Source organism: Allomuricauda sp. d1 (genome assembly GCF_039592695.1).
GTDB lineage: Bacteria > Bacteroidota > Bacteroidia > Flavobacteriales > Flavobacteriaceae > Flagellimonas_A.
The window spans coordinates 1,163,731-1,185,716 of record NZ_JBBUTK010000001.1; the positions used below are offsets into that span (position 1 = coordinate 1,163,731).

Consider the following 21,986-nt stretch of genomic DNA (forward strand, 5'->3'; position numbering starts at 1 on the left):
CCAGTAATTTTATAATCAGCACATTATGAAGATGCTTTTACGAACTATCTTTTTTGTTTTAATTTTTTTACTAGCCGAAACGGTGAGTGCCCAAATTGGTAGGAACGGCAACCCTTTTGGAAGGCAACGAACCGCAATACCCCAAGCCCAGACTCCACAAAAGGAACCAGAGCCAAAAACGGCTGAAGAGCTTGTAGAGGAACAGATGCCCCAAATCACCGAGACGCTAGAGCTGGATGCTTTTGAACAAGCCGTGGTCAGATCAACCTTCACAAAATATGTTCAGAAAAGGATGGAGTTGCAGATTCTTCAATTGGAGCCCCAAAAGATGAAGGAAGAATTTCAAAAACTGCAGCAACAGCAAGATGAAGAAATGAAAGCCGGGCTTCCTGAAGAAAAATACCAGACTTATCTGGATTTGATGAAGAATCCATCGAAAGCGAAAAAAGCGAAGCGAAAAAAGAAGAAGAAAAATAAAAAATCAGAAGGATAAAAAAGAAAAGAGGCTCAAAAGCCTCTTTTTTTATGATTCTTCGAGTCGCTCGGCACGTTTGGCCTCACGTCGTTCTTTCCACATTTCAATAAGGTTTCCGGTGAGCCAGTAGGGCACAACGAAGGTGATCAAGAAAATCATCAACCAAAAGCCAATGGTCAATATAGTCAAAAAAGCTAAAAATCCTAAATATTGGTCAAATTCTACCAGATTCTCCATTTTCCTGAATTGTATTACAAAGATATATCTAAAATGTCCATCCAAACAAATGAAACGAAAAGAAAATCCCGAACAGAAGATTAACTTTGTAATGACAAAAAAATCACCATGAAATACAGAATAGAAAAAGATACCATGGGCGAGGTCAAAGTGCCCGCCGAAAAGTATTGGGGCGCACAGACCGAACGCTCACGCAATAATTTTAAGATAGGCCCAGCCGCTTCAATGCCCATAGAAATCGTTTATGGGTTTGCCTACCTCAAAAAAGCAGCGGCGCATGCCAACCATGAACTGGGCGTGCTGACAAAAGACAAAAGGGATTTGATTGCGCAAGTCTGCGATGAGATTTTGGAAGGAAAGCATGATGATCAGTTTCCGTTGGTGATATGGCAAACAGGTTCGGGCACCCAAAGCAACATGAACGTCAATGAAGTCATTGCCAACAGGGCCCATGAATTGGCCGGGAAGATAATTGGTGAGGGCGAAAAAACCATACAGCCCAACGATGATGTCAATAAATCGCAATCATCGAACGATACCTTTCCTACGGGGATGCACATTGCGGCTTACAAAAAGATTGCTGAAGTGACCCTGCCAGGTGTACAGCAACTCCGCGATACATTGGATAAAAAATCAAAGGAATTCAACGAAGTGGTCAAAATTGGGCGCACCCATTTAATGGATGCCACCCCTTTGACCCTGGGCCAAGAGTTTTCAGGCTATGTCTCGCAATTGGACCATGGCCTGAAGGCGCTAAAAAATACGCTTGACCATCTTAGTGAACTGGCGCTTGGCGGCACAGCCGTGGGTACGGGGTTGAACACTCCTGAAGGCTATGATGTTTTGGTGGCCAAATACATCGCCAAATTCACAGGTCTGCCCTTTGTCACAGCAAAAAATAAGTTTGAGGCACTTGCCGCCCATGATGCCATTGTTGAAAGCCATGGTGCACTGAAACAATTGGCAGTTTCATTGAACAAAATCGCCAATGATATTCGAATGATGGCTTCGGGGCCACGTTCAGGTATCGGTGAAATCATCATTCCCGCCAATGAACCGGGCAGTTCCATTATGCCTGGTAAAGTGAATCCGACCCAGTGTGAGGCCTTGACGATGGTCTGTGCCCAAGTCATGGGCAATGATATGGCCGTGACCGTTGGTGGCAGCCAAGGTCACTATGAACTAAATGTTTTCAAACCCGTCATGGCAGCAAACATTCTACAATCGGCCCAATTGCTTGGGGATGCGTGTGTGAGTTTTGACGAACATTGTGCCGTTGGTATTGAACCCAACCATGAGACCATCAAAAAACTCTTGAACAATTCGTTGATGTTGGTGACAGCCCTAAACACAAAGATTGGTTACTATAAGGCTGCCGAAATTGCCAATACGGCCCATAAAAATGGCACCACACTCCGTGAAGAGGCAATTAATTTAGGTTATGTTACCGCCGAGGAATACGATAAATGGGTGAAGCCAGAAGACATGGTGGGGTCTTTTAAACAAAATGAATAAAAAAATAAGGGCGGCCCGAAAGAGCCGCCCCATATTATAGTGGATAGTGCTTATTATTTCAAAGTGAACTTAGAAGTACCCAACAACTTCAATTTGTCGTCGTATACGTTCACCATGTAGTTACCATCTTTGAAGTCGCCTGAAGGCTTGTTGATATAATCACAGACATCCAAAGAGCTATTGTCATAATAAAAACTGGTTCCTTTTGTGTAGGTGATCGAAGCACCGTCTTCACTAGACTTTGTCATGCTTTCGCCCAATACATTGCCTTGAGGGTCAAGAACTTCAATAAAGAACTCCCTGTCACCCGCTTCAGCGATCACGTTATCAGCCACAGTAAAGCAAACCTTGAATTTGTCAGTGGCTTTTGCCCTTGAAGTAGAAACCAATCTACCGCTGTTGCGCTCTTTTACAGCATCAACGCTGAATTTAGAGAGGTTAAGAGCTGAACCTTTTTCAACAACATCAGCTAGCTGTGTGTTTTGAACGACCAATGAGTCATTGAACATGGTTTGTTTTTCAAGCTCCACATAAGTGCTGTCACGCTCCATGGCCAACAATGTATTGGAATTGGTCAAAGAGTCTACTTGCTTCAGCAATTCTTCTCTTTCAGCTTTTAATTGGCTTACTTGTCTTCTGTATCGAGATAACGATGCAATATCAGCTTTCATGTTTTGTACAGAATCGATATACTTTGCAATGTTATCACGAGCCGCTACCAATTCTTCGTTAGTGGCATTGCTCTCTAAGATAGCTTTATCATACTCAGACTTCAAGCTGTTCAAATCGTTGATGACCACTTCCTTTTCACCTTGAAGTTGTTTGGTGGTCTTTTGCTTGTCTTGGTAAAGACTAACTGTGTAAATGATGGTTCCTAAAAGAACGACACCAAGTAGACCAGCGATAACTTTCAATCCGTTGTTATTCTTTGTCTCTGTCATAATAAAAAGATTAGATTCTTTTAATTGTTAATTACACTATCTACGTGCAGGGATTCTATTTGGATTTTTTACTCGGGAAAAATTGTTAAAAAAGCTTGGCCAAGCCCCATATACGGTATCTTTAACGTATGGTAAAGTTTTTATAATAAATGTACACGCTCCCTAAAATCAGTATCCTGTTCATTGTATTCTTCGTTATGGATTGGGTGCATTTGGAAACGCCAAACCCGAACCAGCACGATGTGGCGATTACTCCGATACAACATGCCACTGCTGTCTTGAAATGGGATGATACCATCATTTATATAGACCCCGTAGGCGGTAAGGAAGCCTTTGTAGGCCATCATGCACCTGATTTGATTTTGATTACCGATATACATGGCGACCACTTTAGCCTTAAGACCCTTCAAGCACTCAACACATCAAAGGCCAAGCTAATGATGCCCCAAGCGGTCGCAGACAAAATGCCAAAGGAATTCACACCACAAATCGATGTTCTCAATAATGGCGATTTCAAAGAACGATATGGCATCACTGTGGAGGCCATCCCCATGTACAATTTGAGAAAGGAAGCCGTGAAGTTTCATGAGAAAGGCCGTGGCAATGGTTACGTGCTTGAAAAAGACGGGTATCGAATTTATTTTTCAGGAGATACTGAAGACATTCCTGAAATGAGGGCACTTGAAAATATTGACAAGGCTTTTGTCTGTATGAACCTACCCTATACCATGACCGTTGCGAGTGCTGCCGATGCCGTGCTAGAATTCAAACCCAAGCAAGTATATCCCTATCACTATCGTGGCAAACCCGATGTAGGTGATGTTGGTAAATTCAAGACATTGGTCAAAAACGGAAATCCTGATATTGAAGTCGTACAATTGGATTGGTACCCAAATCAACCCTACTAATCCGTAACATTTGCCTAAAAATCGAGTCTTATACACATACAAACAACTCAATTAGTAATCTAAAACCAGAGAATGAAACATTCCTTTAAGCTTTTGCTGCTCGTAGCCATGGTTTTCGCTGTAAGTTGCAAAGAGAAAAAAGAGGAGGTGGCCGCAGTTGCCTCTGAATTCAAAGTGCCTGTTGAGTACTACAAACTTGACAATGGCCTGAAAGTAATCCTGTCACAAGACAAAACCTCGCCCACCGCCATCGTTGCAGTGTACTACAACATTGGTTTTCGTATTGAGCCACGTGATCGAACCGGGTTTGCCCACCTTTTTGAGCACATGATGTTTCAAGGCTCCAACAATTTGGGAAAGATGGAATTCATCAAATTGGTACAGCAAAATGGTGGTGTACTGAACGGTTCCACACGATTTGATTTTACCAACTATTTTGAAATCGTTCCTTCCCACAAGTTAGAAACCATGCTTTGGGCAGAGGCAGACCGTATGCGGGGCCTTGATATCACACAAGACAATCTCACCAATCAACAGGGTGTGGTGAAAAATGAGGTCAAGGTAAATGTGTTGAACCAGCCCTACGGAGGGTTCCCATGGTTGGATATGCCCCAGTTCGCCAACACCAACTGGTACAATGCCCACAACTTTTATGGAGATTTGGAGGATTTGGATGCGGCCAACCTCGAAGACGTAGCGAGTTTTTTCAAAACTTATTACGCCCCCAACAATGCCGCACTATCGGTAGTGGGCGATTTTGAGATCGAAGAGACCAAAGCTTGGATTGAGAAATACTTTGGCAACATTCCCTCTGCTGAACTGCCACCACAACCCGATATTTCAGAACCCAGACAAGAGCAGCAAAAAGATTCGGTCAAAGATGACCCATTGGCCAATAAGCCAGCCATTGCCATTGCCTATCAAATGCCAGAAAGAAACACGCCCGAATACTATGCCATGGGGTTGTTAGATCAAATCTTGGTGCAAGGCGACAACGGAATGTTGGTCCAAAAATTGGAAAAAGAAAAAGGCTTTTCTTCCGACGTGAACGGGGGTATCAACTATTTGGGCAACATGTTCAACTACAAGGGCCCCATGCTCTGGATGTATGATTTTACCTATGACAAAGAGACCTCAAAAGAAGATATCCTGACTTCTGTGGATGAGGTAATGACCGATTTAAAACAAAATGTCAACCAAGAAATGATAGATAAGGCACTAGTGAAAATACGTTCTGAGCTTTATGATGATATTGGGGGGTTCTTTGGTCTTGGCCGTGCTGACCTGTTATGCAGCTTCGCACTTTTTGACGACAATCCAGAGCGGATCAATTCCATAGAGGAAGAGTTCAAAAAAGTGACTCCCGAAGTCTTGTCGAGGACAATCGACGAATACTTGAGAAAGACGAATAGAAGCATCCTCACGGTGAACCCTCTGTTGGCAGAAAATGAAAAATCCCAATCCTAAAAATATCCTGATGAAAACATATATTTCATATTTAACAATTGCCCTATTTTCACTGACCTTGGTGCTGGGCCAAGAAAAAGAAACACCCCCAAAAGGCGGTGAACCCAAAAATTTCACGTTGCCTGAAAAAGAAGTCGTTGAATTTGACAATGGCATGACCCTGGTGATGGTTCCCTACGGCTCTATACCAAAGGCAAATATTCGGTTCAATTTCAAGACAGGCAATATCAATGAGGCCGAGAATCAAGTCTGGCTTGCTGATCTGATGGTCGATTTGTTGGAGGAAGGCAGCACAGTACGAACCGCAAAACAAATTGCTGATGAAATGGCCGGTATGGGTGGTAACCTGAATATCGGTGTCGGCTTGCACACCACATCAATCAGCAGTTCGGTACTTTATGAATTTGCCCCCGATGCAATTGCAGTCATGGCCGATGTACTCAAAAATCCGAAATGGCCGGAATCAGAGTTGGAGCGTCTGAAAAATGATATCAAGAGAAGGCTTTCTGTGGATTTATCAACCCCACAAAATCAGGCCTATCGCGATTTTTATGCAGAGATTTATCCTGACCATCCCTATGGAAGAGTATATCCGACCGATGATCAGGTAGATTCGTATACGGTCGAAGATATCAAACGCTTTTATGATGAAAATTTTGGTGCCAAGCGCATGACGGTATATATCGCTGGAAACTTTGACAAAGATGCCGTTAAGGAAGCAGTGGAAACAAACTTAGCAGACTGGAGGGAAGGCAAGGACGCAAGCTATCCCGTAGCCACCGCAGTGACCTCCAACACAGTAAAAATCATTGACCGCCCCGGTGCACCCCAATCCACCATCTATTACGGTATTCCAGCTCCTAGTCCATCTGATGATGATTACATTGCTCTGGATGTGACCAATTCCATTTTAGGGGGTTCTTTTGCTTCACGCATTACCAGCAACATTCGTGAAGACAAGGGTTATACCTACTCTCCTTTCAGCAGCTTGGATACCAAATACAAAACAGGGGTTTGGTACGAGGCTGCCGATGTGACCACCGAACATACAGGCGCATCATTACAAGAGATAAAGAACGAAATTGAAAAACTGCAGAATGAACCGCCTTCCAAAGAAGAATTGGATGGTATTCTGAATTATGAATCGGGGATTTACGTGCTTCAGAATTCAACCCCGAACGGAATCATCGGGCAGTTGGTCTTTTTAGATGTCCATGATTTGGATGAGTCTTTCCTGAAAAACAAGGTACAGAACATGTTTGAAGTAACGCCTGAAAAGGTTAGTGAAATGACCAAAAAATACATTCGCCCTGAAAACATGACCTTGATTGTGGTGGGTGACAAACAAAAAATTGAAAACCAGATTCAGGAAACGATTCAGAAACCTTTAAAACAGTAAGACAAGTTAAATTTTAGTGGCTCCTCCGTTCATCCCGATAGCTATCGGGATGAACGGGGGTGACGCCCGTGTATACAGGCGGCAAAGGGTTTTATGCTTTCTTTTGGTGAGGTTGAGGGCCTTTTATGATATCACCGAACCAGTTTCTTGTATTTGATTCGTTTTGGCATAATGTCTTCGCCTAAGCGTTTTTTGCGGTTTTCTTCGTAGTCAGAAAAAGACCCTTCAAAGAAATAAACCTGTGAGTTGCCCTCAAAAGCCAAAATATGGGTACAGATACGATCCAAAAACCAACGGTCGTGTGAGATAATCACTGCACAGCCTGCAAAATTCTCCAATCCCTCTTCTAGGGCACGCAGGGTATTCACGTCTAAATCGTTGGTGGGTTCATCAAGCAAGAGCACATTGCCTTCTTCCTTTAGGGTCATGGCCAAATGAAGGCGGTTTCGTTCCCCTCCCGAAAGCATGTTCACCTTTTTGTTCTGCTCACTCCCTGAAAAATTAAACCGGCTCAGGTAAGCTCGTGAATTGACCTGCTTGCCGCCCATCATCACCAATTCTTGTCCATCACTGAAATTTTCCCATATCGTTTTGTTTGGGTCAATGTTGCTGTGGCTTTGATCTACATAGGCCAGTTTTGCCGTGTCGCCTACCACAAATTCCCCTTTATCAGGAGTCTCTTCGCCCATGATCATTCGAAAAATGGTGGTCTTACCTGCACCGTTCGGCCCGATGATGCCTACAATACCTGCCTGTGGCAGATTGAAGTTCAAGTCTTCGTAAAGCAGCTTATCTCCGTAAGCCTTGCTGACCCCCTTCGCTTCAATGACATTGGTACCCAGTCTGGGGCCATTCGGAATATAGATTTCCAATTTTTCTTCCAACTGTTTCTGGTCTTGGCTCAACAGTTTGTCATAATTTTTCAGACGGGCCTTTTGTTTGGCCTGGCGGCCTTTGGCCCCTTGACGTACCCACTCCAGCTCACGTTCTAAAGTCTTCTGCCGTTTGGAAGCCTGTTTGCTCTCTTGGGCCAATCGCTTGGCCTTTTGGTCCAACCAACTGGAATAGTTTCCTTTCCAGGGGATGCCTTCACCCCTATCCAATTCCAAAATCCATCCCGCGACATTGTCCAAGAAATAGCGGTCGTGGGTCACTGCAATCACGGTGCCCTTGTATTGTGCCAAATGATGCTCTAACCAATGCACAGATTCGGCATCCAAATGGTTGGTAGGCTCGTCGAGAAGCAACACATCAGGTTCTTGTAGCAAAAGTCGGCACAGGGCCACCCTGCGGCGCTCACCCCCTGAAAGCACACTTATTTTTTTATCCCCTTCAGGGGTGCGCAAGGCATCCATGGCAATTTCGAGCTTGGTATCGAGTTCCCATGCGTTTGAAGCGTCTATTTTGTCCTGCAGTTCCGCTTGCTTGTCCATGAGCTTTTGCATTTTATCGGCGTCCTCATAGACCTCAGGCAAGGCAAACATGTCATTTATTTTATTGTATTCATCCAAAACTGCCACTGTTTCACCAACACCTTCCTTGACGACATCCAATACGGTTTTGTTCTCATCCAATTCGGGTTCTTGCTCCAAATATCCCACAGAATATCCTGGAGAAAAGACTACATCACCCTGATAATTTTTATCGATTCCTGCGATAATCTTCAGCAAAGTGGACTTACCCGAACCGTTCAACCCAAGTATGCCGATTTTGGCCCCGTAGAAAAAACTGAGGTAAATGTTCTTTAGTACTGGGGTATTGGCATTTTTGTAGGTCTTTGTGACCCCTGCCATTGAAAAGATGACCTTTTTATCGTCAGACATATTTTTGGTTAATGGTTAAATAATTTTTACAATTTGGTATTTGGATTTTGGGGCTTTCAAAGGACACGAACTGTACAAATTGAATTTGTATTTGAAACTTGGTCTTGCTCTTGAACTTTCCTATACCCTGCCCTTAAGCGCATTGAAAACCCAGGCCACGGCGAAAAAGCCTATTCCCACGGCAGCGAAACCATAGCCCGCAACCTCATCGTATTTAAATGCGCCGAGCGCAATCATTCCCACACCAACAAATATCATAATGAATGTTGCCCATGCCAACACCGTATTCTTGTTCATCGCCATACTTTCGGTTTTGTAGTGCTCCAAATATCGTAAAATTTGCAAAAAGTACTTTGTCGCTTTACATATTGTAGTGCTATCTTTAGCAATCGAAGAACATTTACCTATGGATATTACCTTCAACAAAAACGAAGACCATAACAAACTTAAACTTTCGGAGCTAAAAAAAAGGCTGGCCGAGGTAAAACTGGGTGGCGGCAAAAAGCGGATTGAAAAGCACCATGCTAAAAGGAAGATGACTGCCAGAGAACGTATCGAGTATCTATTTGACGCAGATAGTGAACACATTGAGGTAGGTGCCTTTGCTGGGGATGGAATGTATGAAGAACATGGTGGCTGCCCATCAGGCGGTGCCGTGGTAAAGATTGGATATGTTCAGGGCAAGCAGTGTATTGTTGTAGCGAATGATGCTACTGTAAAGGCAGGGGCTTGGTTTCCCATAACCGGAAAGAAAAATCTCAGGGCCCAAGAAATCGCCATTGAAAATCGATTGCCCATCATTTATTTGGTGGATAGTGCTGGAGTGTATCTGCCTATGCAGGATGAAATTTTTCCTGATAAAGAACATTTTGGTAGGATTTTCAGGAACAATGCGGTGATGAGCAGTATGGGTATCACGCAAATCTCGGCCGTTATGGGAAGTTGTGTGGCCGGCGGTGCCTATCTGCCCATTATGAGTGATGAAGCCCTGATTGTTGACAAAACGGGAAGCATTTTCTTGGCCGGAAGCTATTTGGTCAAGGCTGCCATCGGCGAAAGTATCGACAACGAAACATTGGGCGGTGCGACCACCCATTGCGAAATCAGTGGTGTCACTGATTATAAAGCCAAAGATGACAAGGATGCCCTCGATACCGTCAAAAACATTGTGGGCAAAATCGGGGATTTTGAAAAAGCGGGATTCAATCGCGAAAAACCTGCTCCTCCTTCAGAAAAGGAAGATGATATTTTTGGCATTCTGCCCAGATCGCGATCAGACCAGTATGATATGCTTGAAATCATCAAGCGATTGGTCGATGGTTCTGAGTTTGAACAATACAAAGAAGGTTATGGGCAAACCTTGTTGACGGGTTATGCCCGTATCGATGGTTGGGCAGTGGGCATTGTTGCCAATCAGCGAAAAGTGGTCAAGACCAAAAAAGGAGAAATGCAATTTGGGGGGGTCATCTACTCCGACTCTGCCGATAAGGCCACCCGTTTTATTGCCAATTGCAACCAAAAAAGGATTCCACTTGTTTTTCTTCAGGATGTCACCGGATTTATGGTGGGCAGCAAGAGCGAACATGGCGGTATCATCAAAGATGGTGCAAAAATGGTCAATGCAGTCAGCAATTCTGTTGTGCCCAAGTTTACCATCGTTATCGGCAATAGCTACGGTGCTGGAAATTACGCCATGTGTGGCAAGGCATACGATCCAAGATTGATTGTTGCCTGGCCCAGTGCCGAACTCGCCGTGATGAGTGGCAACTCTGCAGCTAAAGTATTGTTGCAGATTGAAAAAGCTTCTATGGAAAAGAACGGAGAAAAGATTTCTCCAGAGAAGGAAAAAGAGCTTTTTGACAAAATTAAGTCCCGTTACGACAATCAAATTTCTCCGTATTACGCTGCAGCACGGCTTTGGACGGATGCGATTATCAATCCCTTGGACACTCGAAAATGGATTTCAATGGGTATCGAAGCGGCCAATCATGCGCCGATAGAGAAGAAGTTTAATTTAGGGGTTTTGCAGGTTTAGTCTATTGTTCAGGCTTCATGATGACATTTAATGTGGGCTTGTCACCAATTCTTAAATTGACGGGGGCATAGCCTTCTTTTGAAAAAGTAAGTACATCACCGTCATCAATGGGAATGCGATATCTACCGTTTTGGTCGGTCAGCACCTCATCTTTGCTCCTATTGTTCATGACCTTTACATTGGCTATCATCCGCCCTTGGTGAATGGCGAATCCTGATATGGTTTGTTGTTTTTTCTCTTTTTTGGCCTTTCGTTTTTCAAAGCGCTGAGCCACTTTTTCAGAAACCAAAAGCTCTGTGGTCAAGGAATAAGCCATGTTCAAATCTGAGATTCGTTTCCATTTGTCTTGGCTGACATATCTTCTAAAAGAACCGTGGCCTTCTTCTCGATGATAATCCCAGCCTCTTCTATTAAAAGTTGAGGTGTCTCTGGCATATTCGTTGACTGCGGCCAAAACCAAACCCAATTCTTCATCTCCGTATACTTTTAGAAGTTCTAGAGCTACGTAAAAATCACCGTTTACATAAATGTTCTTGTCAGACAAGTCGACGACCACATTTTTTTCGTTCTTTTTTAATGTGTACAGAATAGCCTCAGATGACCTGTTAAGATTTTCATTTGGATAGCCATTTTTGTTATCATAGATGTTGACTCTCAACAAGAGACTGTCAGAAGGGTTGTAAAAGACTTCAAACTCAAATGATTTCAGTTTACGAATTCCTGATTTTGCTACAATTTTTGTAGCCAATTCACCACCAAGTGCTATTTCATCTTTCCAGTAGCCATAAACCTCTTCACCATAATTATGGTATCCTACATTTTCAGGAATCGTCCAATTTTTCTTATCCGACACAATCACTTCATTCAATTGAAAAGCTTCAGGAACCAGTTTTAGAATAGGGTATTCATTATAAACCATCGGAATGTCTTGAACATTTATTTTCAAGGTTTTATACCCTAAAGAAGAAAACTGGATTATGGCACTTTGATCGTAGGCATCGATCTCGATTGGAAGGTGAAAAATCCCTTCCTCATTGCTTACAGTGCCAACTCCTTCTTCTACAATGCCGATGTTGACATAGGGAATGGGTTCTTGGGTTGCTGCATCGATAATCTTTCCTTTAAAATCATGTTGGGCATATCCAGTCCACAGGTAAAAAAGAAGAAGGATTACCGAAAAATGGATTTTATCATGAGTACTATTTTCACTGGACCACCTTACCATTTGTTATCACGCTAAACAATTCTTGTTTTTTATTCTTTAACCTTAACTTATGTACCAAGATTTCTTTGCGTTGGTTTTTTGAACCATAATTGTGATAAATCGTAGTCTTCAGGTACGTTGGTGTAAGACTTTTGTTGCCGAGATAATTGATGTTCACTTTCCAAGTACCGGGAAGGGAATCATCAATCAAATATTCACTTGATGAATACCCATGTAATTTCTCGTTCGCTATAATGTCTCGGTTGCTGGCAAGACTGTGCTTCCACTCATAATATTGGTCCGTGGGATTGACAAACTGCAATTCAAATTCAGCTTCACTGTCATTCCATTCAAACACCAATCGCATGCCTTCAAATTCTTCTTCGGCCACATATAGTTTTTTTGACTTCTTCGCATCTACAACTGTACTTCCTTCCAATTTCAATAGATTGTTGAATTCACGCGCCATCATGGGGCTGAAACTGACAGTATCTGGCAACATAAAGCCTTCTTTCAATAAGTACTCGTATCGAGTATACAAAGCGGCAGCCCTTTTGAGCTCTTTGACATTACGATAGCTATTGGCCATATCATAATAGCTTTGGGCATAATTGGGTCGTAAGATGAATACTTCTTTGTATATCTCATTGGCTTTTACAAAACGTTCTTGTGCATCATAGCTATAGGCCAAGGCCTTCAGCAATACCGGGTTATCTGAAAATTGCCCAAAATTATTTTCAATGATGTTGTCGGCAAAATCTTCATCATTCCATCTCGAATAGAAATGGCGATATACATCCAAGAAAAAATACGGGGAACTACTGTACTTTTCAGCAAAGTTTTCATAGAGCACCACCGCTTTTTCAAAAGACGTGGCAGATTGCAACTCCTTCAGGTATATCGGTGCATTCTTTTGAACCATTTCTTCTGAAAGTGCTGTACCAGCATAAAAATTATCCTTCTTCCTTGCAATGTCGAGAGGTAAACCATTCTCATCCCTCAGTTCAGGGACTCCTGTCTTGGTGTTAATCACTATAACACCTCCGCGACCAAGACTCCCATATCTGACCGTGCCAATCGCAGAGGGAATAACCGCCAACCTCTGAATATTCTGAACATCGATAAAATCTGGAAAGTCTGTAAACAATTGCCCATCAATGTCAAATAGAGCAGGCCATCCACTACGAAGCAAAACCGCTCTTCCACCTGTTCCTGCCGAACCACCAAAACCAGAGCTCAACGCTTGCGGCGTTCTCACACCAAAACCAATTCCGTTCGAAACCCTTACCCCCGCAAACCTATTTCTAAGGACGTTGGCCAAATCAAATTCACCAGGCAGAATTTGCCTATCTTGGAGTATTCTTGCAGAATAGGATACTTTATCACTATCTAAATAACCAAATGCCGTCTTGATAATATTTGGATTTGTCGCATATAACAATTCAAGTTCTTTTTGCGAATTGTTTCTGCTGCTGGTTACAGTAACATTATCTAGTTTTTCCACCCTTGGAAACATTTCCACATTCAATATTCTGGTCACATCTTCTACCCTGATTTGAATTGGTTCCATTCCCTCCGTACTATAAAATACAACATCCCCAATGTCAGCCGTGATCTTATAACTGCCATCGTCGTTGGTGACGGTACTCTCGCCTTTATTGACAATTGAAATATTGACATCTTCTATAGGGTTTTTGCCATCAGAAACCTTGCCTGTAACGGTACGTTGCGCATTTATGGACGTAAAAGCGACCAGAAAAATAATCAAGGTAAATAAGACTGTTCTCATCGGGAAATCTTTTTTTTTACACTACAAAAATCTTACCATATTTATACCTCAAAGTTAGTTTGCAATACAAAAAAACTATGAATCTTTCTCAAACCGGTAAGGGCGTTAAAAAGTTCAAAAGGCAAAACATCAATCTGAACTACAGTGTCAACAACTTTTGATTGGCACCCTTGAACATCAGTTTAAATACCTGAACCTGTTTTGATTGTGATGGCGTGCCGTAATTTCTATACATAGTCACCTTGAGGTATGTCGGGGTCAAACTCTTGTTGCCATGATAGTTCAGGTTGATCTGCCATGGTTTTCTGGCCGCCCTTTCATCAATGACATATTCTGCAACACTGTACCCATATTCTTTTCCTCTGGCGATATCTTCAGGGCTTTCTTCTTCGGTATGGTTGTACACATAGTATTCATTCTTGCCCTGTAAAAGCTCTAAATCGAATTCTGCTTCACTGTCGTTCCACTCAAAGACCAATCTGGTCGTATTTGAAGCAACGTTCTTCAACGATTTTTTCACCTCGATATCTTTTGAAATTACTTTCTTGTCCAAAGCAACCAGATTTGCCGCCTCTTTCTTGATGAGATTGCCAAAACTGACCGTATCAGGTTGAAGAAACCCTTCTTGAATGAGATAATTGTATCGGGAGTACAGTTCGGCCGCAAACTTGGTATCGCCTAAATCGCGATAGCTGTTCGCCAAATCAAAATAGCTCTGGGCATAGTTCGGGCGCAGAATAAAAACTTCTTTCAAAGCCTCGTTCGCCTTTTCGTACCGCCCCTGTTCTTGGTAGATGTATGCCAAGGCCTTTAGCAAGACCGGATTTTTGCTGAAAAGAGAGTTATAGCCGTCTTCTTCAATAATACTATCTGAAAAGTCTGTCTCTCCATTATCAAAGAAAAACTCATAAGCGTCAAGAAAAAAATAGGGTGAACTTGTGTATCTACCGTTCAACTCAGTGTAAGCCCCCTTGGCCTTTTCAATGGATTCACTTTTCTCGAGTACCCTGATATAATTCGGTACACTGGCCAACGTATTTATTTCTTTTAAGCTGCTTCTCTTTTCATAAACATCTGAAAGACCCAATTTTTCTGAAACAGTTCTTCTTCTTGGAGCACCCCCATAGGTGTTGATGACAATAATACCACCCGCTCCAAGGGATCCGTATTTTACCCGAGTTGCGAAGTCTCGTAGCAAGGCCACTCGCTTTATGTCAAAAATCGGTATCTCTGGTATTATTGACATCAGTTGACCGTCTACATCAAACAAGACGCCTTGGGGATTGAATGAACCTATGCCGCGCGTAAATATCTCAGGTTCGAATGCGCCACACCCACCTCGAATAGTTAAAAACTGAAGTCTTGTTCTTAACAAATCCACCAAACAGCCATAAGTGGTATTGATATTATCCAAATCAACAACTTGACCAAAGTTAACTCTGGTATTGAGATAGCCAAATACCGTCTTTATAATTCTTGGATTATCATGATAGTTGTTTTCCAATTTTTCTTGGGGCCGAAACCGTTCCGTGACCGTTACCTCTTTCAACATGGTGACCTTGGACTTCAGCACCATATTGAGTATACGCGTCACATCTTCGACAATCACTTGCCTGGTATTCATGCCCGCATAAGAATATTGCAGTATGTCACCAATATTGGCCTTTATCTCATATTTTCCCTCCAAATCGGTCAATGCAATCTGACCGCTGTTCTTGTTCAGAATCTCGGCATCAACAATGGCTTCATTGCCATCGGTAACGATGCCGAAAATCGTCTTGCTTTCAGTTTGGGCACTAACCAAAAGCGCAAAAGAGAGAACTAAGGTTGTGACAATGGTTTTCATGTGATGCTGATTTATAAGGTCAAAAGTTCTTGGTTAACGTTCTTGGTGGTCAGTTTGAACACCTTTACCGATTTGTTTTGCGAACGCGATCCATAATTGTTGTAGGTCGTCACCTTCAAATAGGTCGGTGTCAGGCTCTTGTTGCCCAAATAATTGATGTTCACCTGCCAGGGCTTGTAGCCCGAAGAATTGTCGATCAGGTACTCTGCTATACTGTACCCATGGTTCTTTTCCCTTAAAATATCTTCTGAACTCTCTTCATAAGTGTGATTGTAAACATAGTGCTGTTCACTGCCCTTGAGAAACTCCAGGTCGAATTCGGCTTCGCTATCGTTCCACTCAAAGACCAATCGGGTGACACCACTGGCATCTGTCGGCTTCGGTATGTTTGAAACGTTTTTATTATCAGCAAACTGAGTCTTGTTCAAGGCCATCAAATTTTTGACCTCCTGCTCCAATATGGGGTCGAAACCTATGCTGTCTCGCTCTAAAAACTGTTCTTGCAACAGAAAATCGTATCTGGCATACATGGTTGCGCTCAGTTTTGGTTTGCCCAAGTCCCTAAAGCTACGGGCAATGTCCAAGTAGCTCTGTGCGTAATTTGGCCTGAGAACAAACACTTGTTTTAATGCTTCATTGGCTTTTTCATGGCGCTCCTGCTCTTGATACAGATAGGCCAATGCCTTTAACAGCACCGCGTTGTTTTCGAAAAGTCTGGAATGGTTATTTTGGATAAGTTGATCTGCGAAGTCTTTTTCTCCCCTTTCGTAAAAGAAGGTATAGGCATCCAAATAAAAGAAGGGGGAACTGCTGTAGCTATCCTGAAAAATACCGAACACCTCTTTGGCCGCTTCCATCGAAGCAGAGTTTTTCATTGACTTCAAATAGGTCGGCTCCGCATTTACTACCGACGTATTTGGTAATAGCCTTGCTTTTTGGGCCACTTGTTCCAGGCCATTGGTGCTTTCTTCCGAATCATTTGGGACAGGGTAATACGTATTGATGACCATCACACCGCCTGCGCCCTTAGCACCATACCTGACTCTCGTCGCCAAGTCACGTATGAGTGCAATTCTCTTGATACCGTTCATGTCTAATTGAACAGGGGTCTCAGTAAAAAGCTGCCCATCAACATCAAAAATGATGGGCTGAGGATTATTTATTGAACCCTGCCCTCTAAAAAAAACACTTACCGAAGAATCTGCACAAGAACCAAATACCGTAAGTTCAGGAAATCTAGCCCTTAGAAGTTCAACTATACAGACATAAGTATAATTATTTTCTTCCATATCAAGCACACGAATATTGGCGGCAGATTTTTTACGATCCAAATATCCATATGCCGTTTTGATAATATTCTTATTCTCAACATATTGTTTTTCGAGGTATTCCTGTGAAGTCCGATTTCCTTCTACCACTACTTCATCGAGCATATTTGCTTCGGGATACAGGGTGACATTGAGGGTACGGGTCACATCTTCAATCTTTATCTGAACGTCTTTCATTCCATTGAAAGAGTACAACAAATAGTCCCCAACCTTGGCTTCTGCAGTATAGTTGCCCCGTGCATCGGTAATGTAGATTTGGTTGGAGCTCAAGTTTGAAACAGAAACATCGGCAAGTGGATGTTTGCCATCCGTCACCGTTCCCTTGATGATTTTGGTGTTCTGACCAATCAAAAAGAGTGGGGAAATTACAAGCAATAGAAGTGGCGCTATTCTTTTCATAGTCTTGGTTTTTTGAATTGCTTGAAGATACTCAATAAGAATAATCCTTCAACATAAATTAACAAAATTTTAGGTGTAAATCACGCAAAATAGATAGTTATACTATCATTTTTGAGATTAAAACCCCTATATACTGTTTTCAGAAATTCATCAACGGGAAAGTTAATCTTAATCCAAATGGGTTTTAATCCTTGGAATCAACAGCAGTTCTGTCTGTCTACCGTTGACATATCGAAAACCATCTTCACCGAAAAATCCGGCTTCTTCCAACATGATTCGGATGTCGCGTTTCCATTCAGGAATGTTCATCGTGGTATTCAATTCAATAGCGTAAACCGTATTCGGATTCAGGGGATAGTTCTCGCCATCGTCTTTCATCACTACACTTTGTGCATCCCACATGCCGATAGTGGTGCCAGCTGAATGGCCGTACGTACCCAACGGATGGGTATAGATTGCGGGACGCAATCCTGCAGCTTTGGCCTCAGCCAAGGATTTCGCCAAAATTTCATTGCCTGTTCTTCCCCTTAACATGTTTGAGGTGAGAAAGTCTTGCACTTGGTTTCCCTTTTTTAACGCGTCCACTAAAAAACTTGGAGCTTCTCTTTCATTGGGTTTTAACACATAGGCCAACTCTTGACAATCGGTGTTCAATCGCAAATAGGTGATGCCAAAGTCACAATGCAGCAAATCACCTGGAAGTATCACCATATCATCCGGTCTGCCTGAGAACGAATACAGATGGCCAACAAGTTCTTCGCTCGTACGCTGTACATCAACAGTTGGATGAAACCAAGTCTCTAGGCCCATATCGGTCACTTTTTGGCGCATCCACCACTCGACTTCAGTGGTTGTGGTGACTCCAGGAGTAATGACTTTTTCAGAAAATGCTCCAGCAATGATATCATGGGTGATGTCGACCAGTTGGTCATACACAATCATTTCGCGCTCGGTTCGGGTCTCAATCCATCGCACGGCCAGTTGTTCTGCCGAGACTACCCTTTTTTTGAACTTTTCGGGGAGGTTCGCCATGAATTCGTCATAATCGGTTTTGTCGAGTCCATCAGCAATATTGTGGTCTTTCGAGAAATTGAGTCCGATTTTCTTCGGATTTCGTGCTTCTATCAGCTGCATAAGTCGCTTCCATTGGTCGGGCTCCTTTTCTTTGTCCCAGGCCGATGCGATGCTCTTGCCCACATTGTAACGAGCCACTGCCAATCTATCCAAGGTTTTTTTAGTGCTGTCTCGATAAAAAAGCAGGATTGTTCTTCTTCGGGCATTCAACCAAGTCGCTGGTAGCATGGTCTTGAGCACTGGGTCTTCGTTGTACTCGCGTGAAATCAATATCCACATATCGATGTCCGTATCATCCATCAATTTTGGAAGGAGTTTTTCAAAACGTTCTTCCAAGATTTCATCGACCACACGCGCCCGTTCTTTTTCGGGAAGGATTTGCTGGGAAAAACAGTAACAGGATATTACAAAGAACAGGAAAAATGCTAGTTTTTTCATTCATTCAAAGATTTGGTTTTAAAATACAAAATATCAGTTTTGCAGTGCTTCTTTTAAGGTTGCTGCCCTTTTGATTTTGCCATTGCCCGTTTCTATGAATTTATGCGCCCTCAAAATCTCTTTTGGCACCTCATATTCGCTCAAAGATTCCAGTTTCTTTACATCCTCATTGAGCTTTTCAGTGTCATAAGTACCTTCCACTACCAAAACCAATTTCTCACCCAACCTTTCATCCGGTATGCCCACAACAAAAAATCGGGAATCTAAAATATCGTTCAGTTTTTCCTCAATCTGTTCGGGAATCAGTTTTATACCGCCTGAATTGATGACATTGTCGTAGCGGCCCAACCAAACAAACTTGTCGTCGCCATGCAATTCGACTAAATCGTTTGTCGCTAGCTGATGCACGCCAATATTTGGGGCGTCAATGACGAGGCAGCCTCTCTTATCTTTAGAAATGGTCACGTTTGGCAATACTTTAAAAAACGAACCTTCGTCATCCATACGTTTAGCAGCAATATGGGTGATGGTCTCCGTCATACCGTACGTCTCAAAAACTTGTGTCGGTAAGGACTTCAATTTTTCACCCAACACATGAGATATAGGTGCACCCCCTACAATCAATTTTTTGATGCTGGTCAATTTCGGCAACGAATTTTCTGCTTGAAGTGGCACCATGGCACAAAAACCATACGATTTATCCATACCAGCCAAAGGGTTCGAAATCGGTTCAATATATTCTAGGTGCAATCCCAGAACCAGTGCCCTTACCAACATCATTTTGCCAGCAATGAACCCACATGGCAAACAAAGCAACGCCGATTGGCCAGATTTTAGGTCAAAAAAGCTGCCTGTTGCCGAAGCCGAGTTGACGATATGTTCTTTTTTGAGCTGAATGGTTTTAGGGGTGCCTGTTGATCCTGAGGTCTGAACGGCAATAGTATCTTTTTCCCCAATCCAATCCAATAAAAAGTTACCGATATGCCTCTCAAAGGCTTCCCCCTCTTTGACCAGACTATAGCCCATGTCCCATAAGTCATCAAAAGAATACCGAACACGGTTCAGCCGAAAATCAGGATGTATCTCACGCCAAGTTTTTGACATCACTTTGGGTTGCAGCAAATTCTTCTTTGGTCATCACACTTCCGAAAAGTTTTTCATTCCAATTTTTCCAGCCGTATTTTCTGGAGAAAATCCATAATAAAATTGGGAAAACGACAAATACGGGAATCAACACATCCCAACCAAGACCAGGTTCAGAAACATCCCTGTAAATGGAATGTGTTTGAAATGCTGTCCAATCCGCAGTGACCAACAGCGCCGTTATAAGGTTGTTTGCAGCGTGAAAGCCCAGGGCCAGTTCCAAACCTTCATCCATCAAAGTGATAATCCCTAAGAAGAATCCGGTGCCGATATAATAGACCATGATACCGTAACCCAATTTCTCGACCTCAGGATTGGCGATGTGCATCAAACCAAACAAAACTGAAGTCACCACAAGGGGCACCCATCTATTCTTGGCCAAAATACCCAGCCCTTGCATCATGTGACCCCTGAACAGGTACTCTTCAAAACTTGTCTGCAACGGAATCAAAACAATCGCTATGACAGCCAACACTAAAAATTTCTGCCAATCAAAGTTCAGAACATAGTCATCTGGAGAAAAATAAATATCGATTGCAGTGAGCAAAACTGTTAACCCACCCCAGAAAGAGAAAGCAAAGAAAACCCGTTTCCAATCAATTTTCTTTCTAGAGGTTGTCAAAGTGGTGATGGATTGTCGATGGACAATTTTTGTCCATCCCAAGACAACAAACAGACCCACGGCCAAAGGGGCCAACAAAATAATCAAAACGATGTTTGACCCCAATTTTGCTATCAATTGTTGCATGGTCTCTTCAACACTTACAGGAGACATTATGGTTGCCACATAATTGAACGCCATGAAAGCAATGAAACCTATGGGAAGAATGAAATATTTCCACAACCCTATATCGCCTTTGTATCCCTGTTCTATGTACATAAACTTTGAATTAAATCATCTTGCCAAGATAGATCTTTTCGGTAAAAGAGCTTACCTTGTTCGACCTCTAGCGGAGATTGAAAATTATTGACGAACAAACTGCCGGTGCCCAAACCTTGTGGCATGGTGCTGTTCAGTGCATACGTAAACTGTGCAATGGCATTGAGCCCAATATTGCTCTCTAGTGCACTGGTGACCCACCAGCCGATTCGATTCGAATCTGCCAAAGCAATCCATTCGTTGCAGCCATGGATTCCACCTAACAAACTTGGTTTCAAAATGACGTATTGTGGTTGAATGGTTTGTAGCAATTCAGCCTTTTTTGTTACATCAAAAACACCGATCAGTTCTTCATCCAAGGCTATGGGAATATCAGACGTTTTGCAAAGTGTCGACATCACTTGCCAGTTGTTGGGTTTGATGGGCTGTTCTATGGAATGGATATCTAGTTCTGACAGCTTTTTCAATTTCAGAGCAGCATGGTCCAGTCCAAATCCACCGTTGGCATCGACACGCAATTCAATTTCTTTAGCGGAAAATCTTTTTCGGATGGATTTCAATACGGCCAGTTCTTTCCCAAAATCCAAAGCCCCTATTTTCATCTTCAGGCAAGAAAAGCCTTCCTGTAGTTTTTGGTCTATCTGCTCGAGCATGAATTGTTCATCGCCCATCCAAATCAATCCGTTGATTGGGATTGGAGCTTCGTTTTCCACGAAATCTGACGAAAACAACTCAAAAGGATTTTTGGCTTTCAGGGAAAGAAACGCCTGCTCTAGCCCAAATTGGATGGATGGGAACCTTTTAAGTGCTTCCAGTAAAACACTTTCGCCCAAGTGGATGTTTTCACAGACCCATCTTAGCTTTTCTTCATAAGCATCTAAATCATCGCAGCTCAGACCCCGAAGCAACCCACATTCACCGATGCCAAAATTGCCGTTTTCATTCAGTATCAAAAACCATGTCTCTTTTTGGGTGAGCACTCCGCGCGAAGTACCGCTGGGTCGCTTAAAGTTGAGTATGTATTTTTTGTACTGGGCTTTCATGCAGCGACCAAATTTAAGTATATTCTGCACGATTAAAATCCA

The 21,986-nt window shown here is 42.7% G+C and carries 18 protein-coding genes; 6 read left to right on the top strand and 12 right to left on the bottom strand.

Annotated features, from left to right (window positions below; all coding sequences use genetic code 11):
• Nucleotides 1-82: 82 nt before the first annotated feature.
• Entirely contained in the window at nucleotides 83-493 is a 411-nt protein-coding gene (locus AAAH86_RS05415; RefSeq protein WP_343486498.1) for a hypothetical protein, read from the top strand.
• Between the two features lie 30 nt (nucleotides 494-523).
• On the opposite strand, the gene AAAH86_RS05420 is transcribed toward AAAH86_RS05415, so the two are convergent.
• On the bottom strand, nucleotides 524-703 hold the full coding sequence (locus AAAH86_RS05420; protein ID WP_343486837.1) for a hypothetical protein: 180 nt from the start codon (nucleotides 701-703) through the stop codon (nucleotides 524-526).
• A gap of 117 nt (nucleotides 704-820) precedes the next feature.
• Between AAAH86_RS05420 and fumC the strand changes: the two genes are divergently transcribed.
• A complete protein-coding gene (gene fumC / locus AAAH86_RS05425; RefSeq protein ID WP_343486499.1) occupies nucleotides 821-2,227 on the top strand; it encodes a class II fumarate hydratase in 1,407 nt (468 codons plus the stop codon).
• 53 nt (nucleotides 2,228-2,280) lie between these two features.
• Here the strand turns inward: fumC and AAAH86_RS05430 are convergent, their stop codons facing one another.
• The gene (locus AAAH86_RS05430) at nucleotides 2,281-3,168 is read right to left on the bottom strand and encodes a hypothetical protein (RefSeq protein ID WP_343486500.1); all 888 of its coding nucleotides are present in this window, start codon (nucleotides 3,166-3,168) and stop codon (nucleotides 2,281-2,283) included.
• A 197-nt stretch (nucleotides 3,169-3,365) separates the two neighbouring features.
• Here AAAH86_RS05430 and AAAH86_RS05435 point away from each other — a divergent pair, with 197 nt between their 5' ends.
• The 3 genes from AAAH86_RS05435 (at nucleotide 3,366) to AAAH86_RS05445 (ending at nucleotide 6,942) form a co-directional block, all read left to right on the top strand.
• Entirely contained in the window at nucleotides 3,366-4,076 is a 711-nt protein-coding gene (locus tag AAAH86_RS05435; RefSeq protein WP_343486838.1) for an MBL fold metallo-hydrolase, read from the top strand.
• A 72-nt stretch (nucleotides 4,077-4,148) separates the two neighbouring features.
• The gene (locus AAAH86_RS05440) at nucleotides 4,149-5,543 is read left to right on the top strand and encodes a pitrilysin family protein (RefSeq protein ID WP_343486501.1); all 1,395 of its coding nucleotides are present in this window, start codon (nucleotides 4,149-4,151) and stop codon (nucleotides 5,541-5,543) included.
• Between the two features lie 10 nt (nucleotides 5,544-5,553).
• Nucleotides 5,554-6,942, top strand: coding sequence for a pitrilysin family protein (locus AAAH86_RS05445; RefSeq protein WP_343486502.1), 1,389 nt, complete (start codon nucleotides 5,554-5,556; stop codon nucleotides 6,940-6,942).
• A 131-nt stretch (nucleotides 6,943-7,073) separates the two neighbouring features.
• On the opposite strand, the gene ettA is transcribed toward AAAH86_RS05445, so the two are convergent.
• Both ettA and AAAH86_RS05455 read right to left on the bottom strand, forming a co-directional pair.
• Complete coding sequence (ettA, locus tag AAAH86_RS05450) at nucleotides 7,074-8,765, bottom strand: energy-dependent translational throttle protein EttA (protein ID WP_343486503.1); 1,692 nt, start codon at nucleotides 8,763-8,765, stop codon at nucleotides 7,074-7,076.
• A 120-nt stretch (nucleotides 8,766-8,885) separates the two neighbouring features.
• Nucleotides 8,886-9,062, bottom strand: a complete 177-nt coding sequence (locus AAAH86_RS05455; protein WP_343486839.1) for a CAL67264 family membrane protein — start codon at nucleotides 9,060-9,062, stop codon at nucleotides 8,886-8,888.
• Nucleotides 9,063-9,171: 109 nt separating this feature from the next.
• Between AAAH86_RS05455 and AAAH86_RS05460 the strand changes: the two genes are divergently transcribed.
• On the top strand, nucleotides 9,172-10,800 hold the full coding sequence (locus AAAH86_RS05460; protein WP_343486504.1) for a carboxyl transferase domain-containing protein: 1,629 nt from the start codon (nucleotides 9,172-9,174) through the stop codon (nucleotides 10,798-10,800).
• A gap of 1 nt (nucleotide 10,801) precedes the next feature.
• Here AAAH86_RS05460 and AAAH86_RS05465 read toward each other — a convergent pair whose 3' ends face one another.
• From AAAH86_RS05465 to AAAH86_RS05500, 8 genes are all read right to left on the bottom strand, one after another.
• Nucleotides 10,802-12,025, bottom strand: a complete 1,224-nt coding sequence (locus AAAH86_RS05465; RefSeq protein ID WP_343486505.1) for a carboxypeptidase-like regulatory domain-containing protein — start codon at nucleotides 12,023-12,025, stop codon at nucleotides 10,802-10,804.
• Nucleotides 12,006-13,793 carry a DUF2135 domain-containing protein gene (locus tag AAAH86_RS05470; RefSeq protein WP_343486506.1) on the bottom strand — a complete coding sequence of 596 codons (1,788 nt, stop codon included), beginning with the start codon at nucleotides 13,791-13,793 and terminating at the stop codon, nucleotides 12,006-12,008. Before AAAH86_RS05470 ends, AAAH86_RS05465 begins: the two co-directional genes overlap by 20 nt.
• Before the next feature lie 139 nt (nucleotides 13,794-13,932).
• Nucleotides 13,933-15,639, bottom strand: coding sequence for a DUF2135 domain-containing protein (locus tag AAAH86_RS05475; protein WP_343486507.1), 1,707 nt, complete (start codon nucleotides 15,637-15,639; stop codon nucleotides 13,933-13,935).
• An 11-nt stretch (nucleotides 15,640-15,650) separates the two neighbouring features.
• Nucleotides 15,651-17,366, bottom strand: coding sequence for a carboxypeptidase-like regulatory domain-containing protein (locus tag AAAH86_RS05480; RefSeq protein WP_343486508.1), 1,716 nt, complete (start codon nucleotides 17,364-17,366; stop codon nucleotides 15,651-15,653).
• 168 nt (nucleotides 17,367-17,534) lie between these two features.
• Complete coding sequence (locus tag AAAH86_RS05485) at nucleotides 17,535-18,878, bottom strand: M24 family metallopeptidase (protein ID WP_343486509.1); 1,344 nt, start codon at nucleotides 18,876-18,878, stop codon at nucleotides 17,535-17,537.
• 33 nt (nucleotides 18,879-18,911) lie between these two features.
• Nucleotides 18,912-19,982: an AMP-binding protein gene (locus AAAH86_RS05490; RefSeq protein ID WP_343486510.1), complete on the bottom strand. Its 1,071-nt coding sequence runs from the start codon at nucleotides 19,980-19,982 to the stop codon at nucleotides 18,912-18,914.
• Nucleotides 19,963-20,901, bottom strand: a complete 939-nt coding sequence (locus AAAH86_RS05495; RefSeq protein ID WP_343486511.1) for a CPBP family intramembrane glutamic endopeptidase — start codon at nucleotides 20,899-20,901, stop codon at nucleotides 19,963-19,965. Before AAAH86_RS05495 ends, AAAH86_RS05490 begins: the two co-directional genes overlap by 20 nt.
• Nucleotides 20,892-21,944 (bottom strand): o-succinylbenzoate synthase, encoded by a 1,053-nt coding sequence (locus AAAH86_RS05500; RefSeq protein WP_343486512.1) that lies wholly within the window; start codon nucleotides 21,942-21,944, stop codon nucleotides 20,892-20,894. The genes AAAH86_RS05495 and AAAH86_RS05500 overlap by 10 nt, the downstream gene beginning before the upstream one ends.
• Nucleotides 21,945-21,986 lie beyond the last annotated feature (42 nt).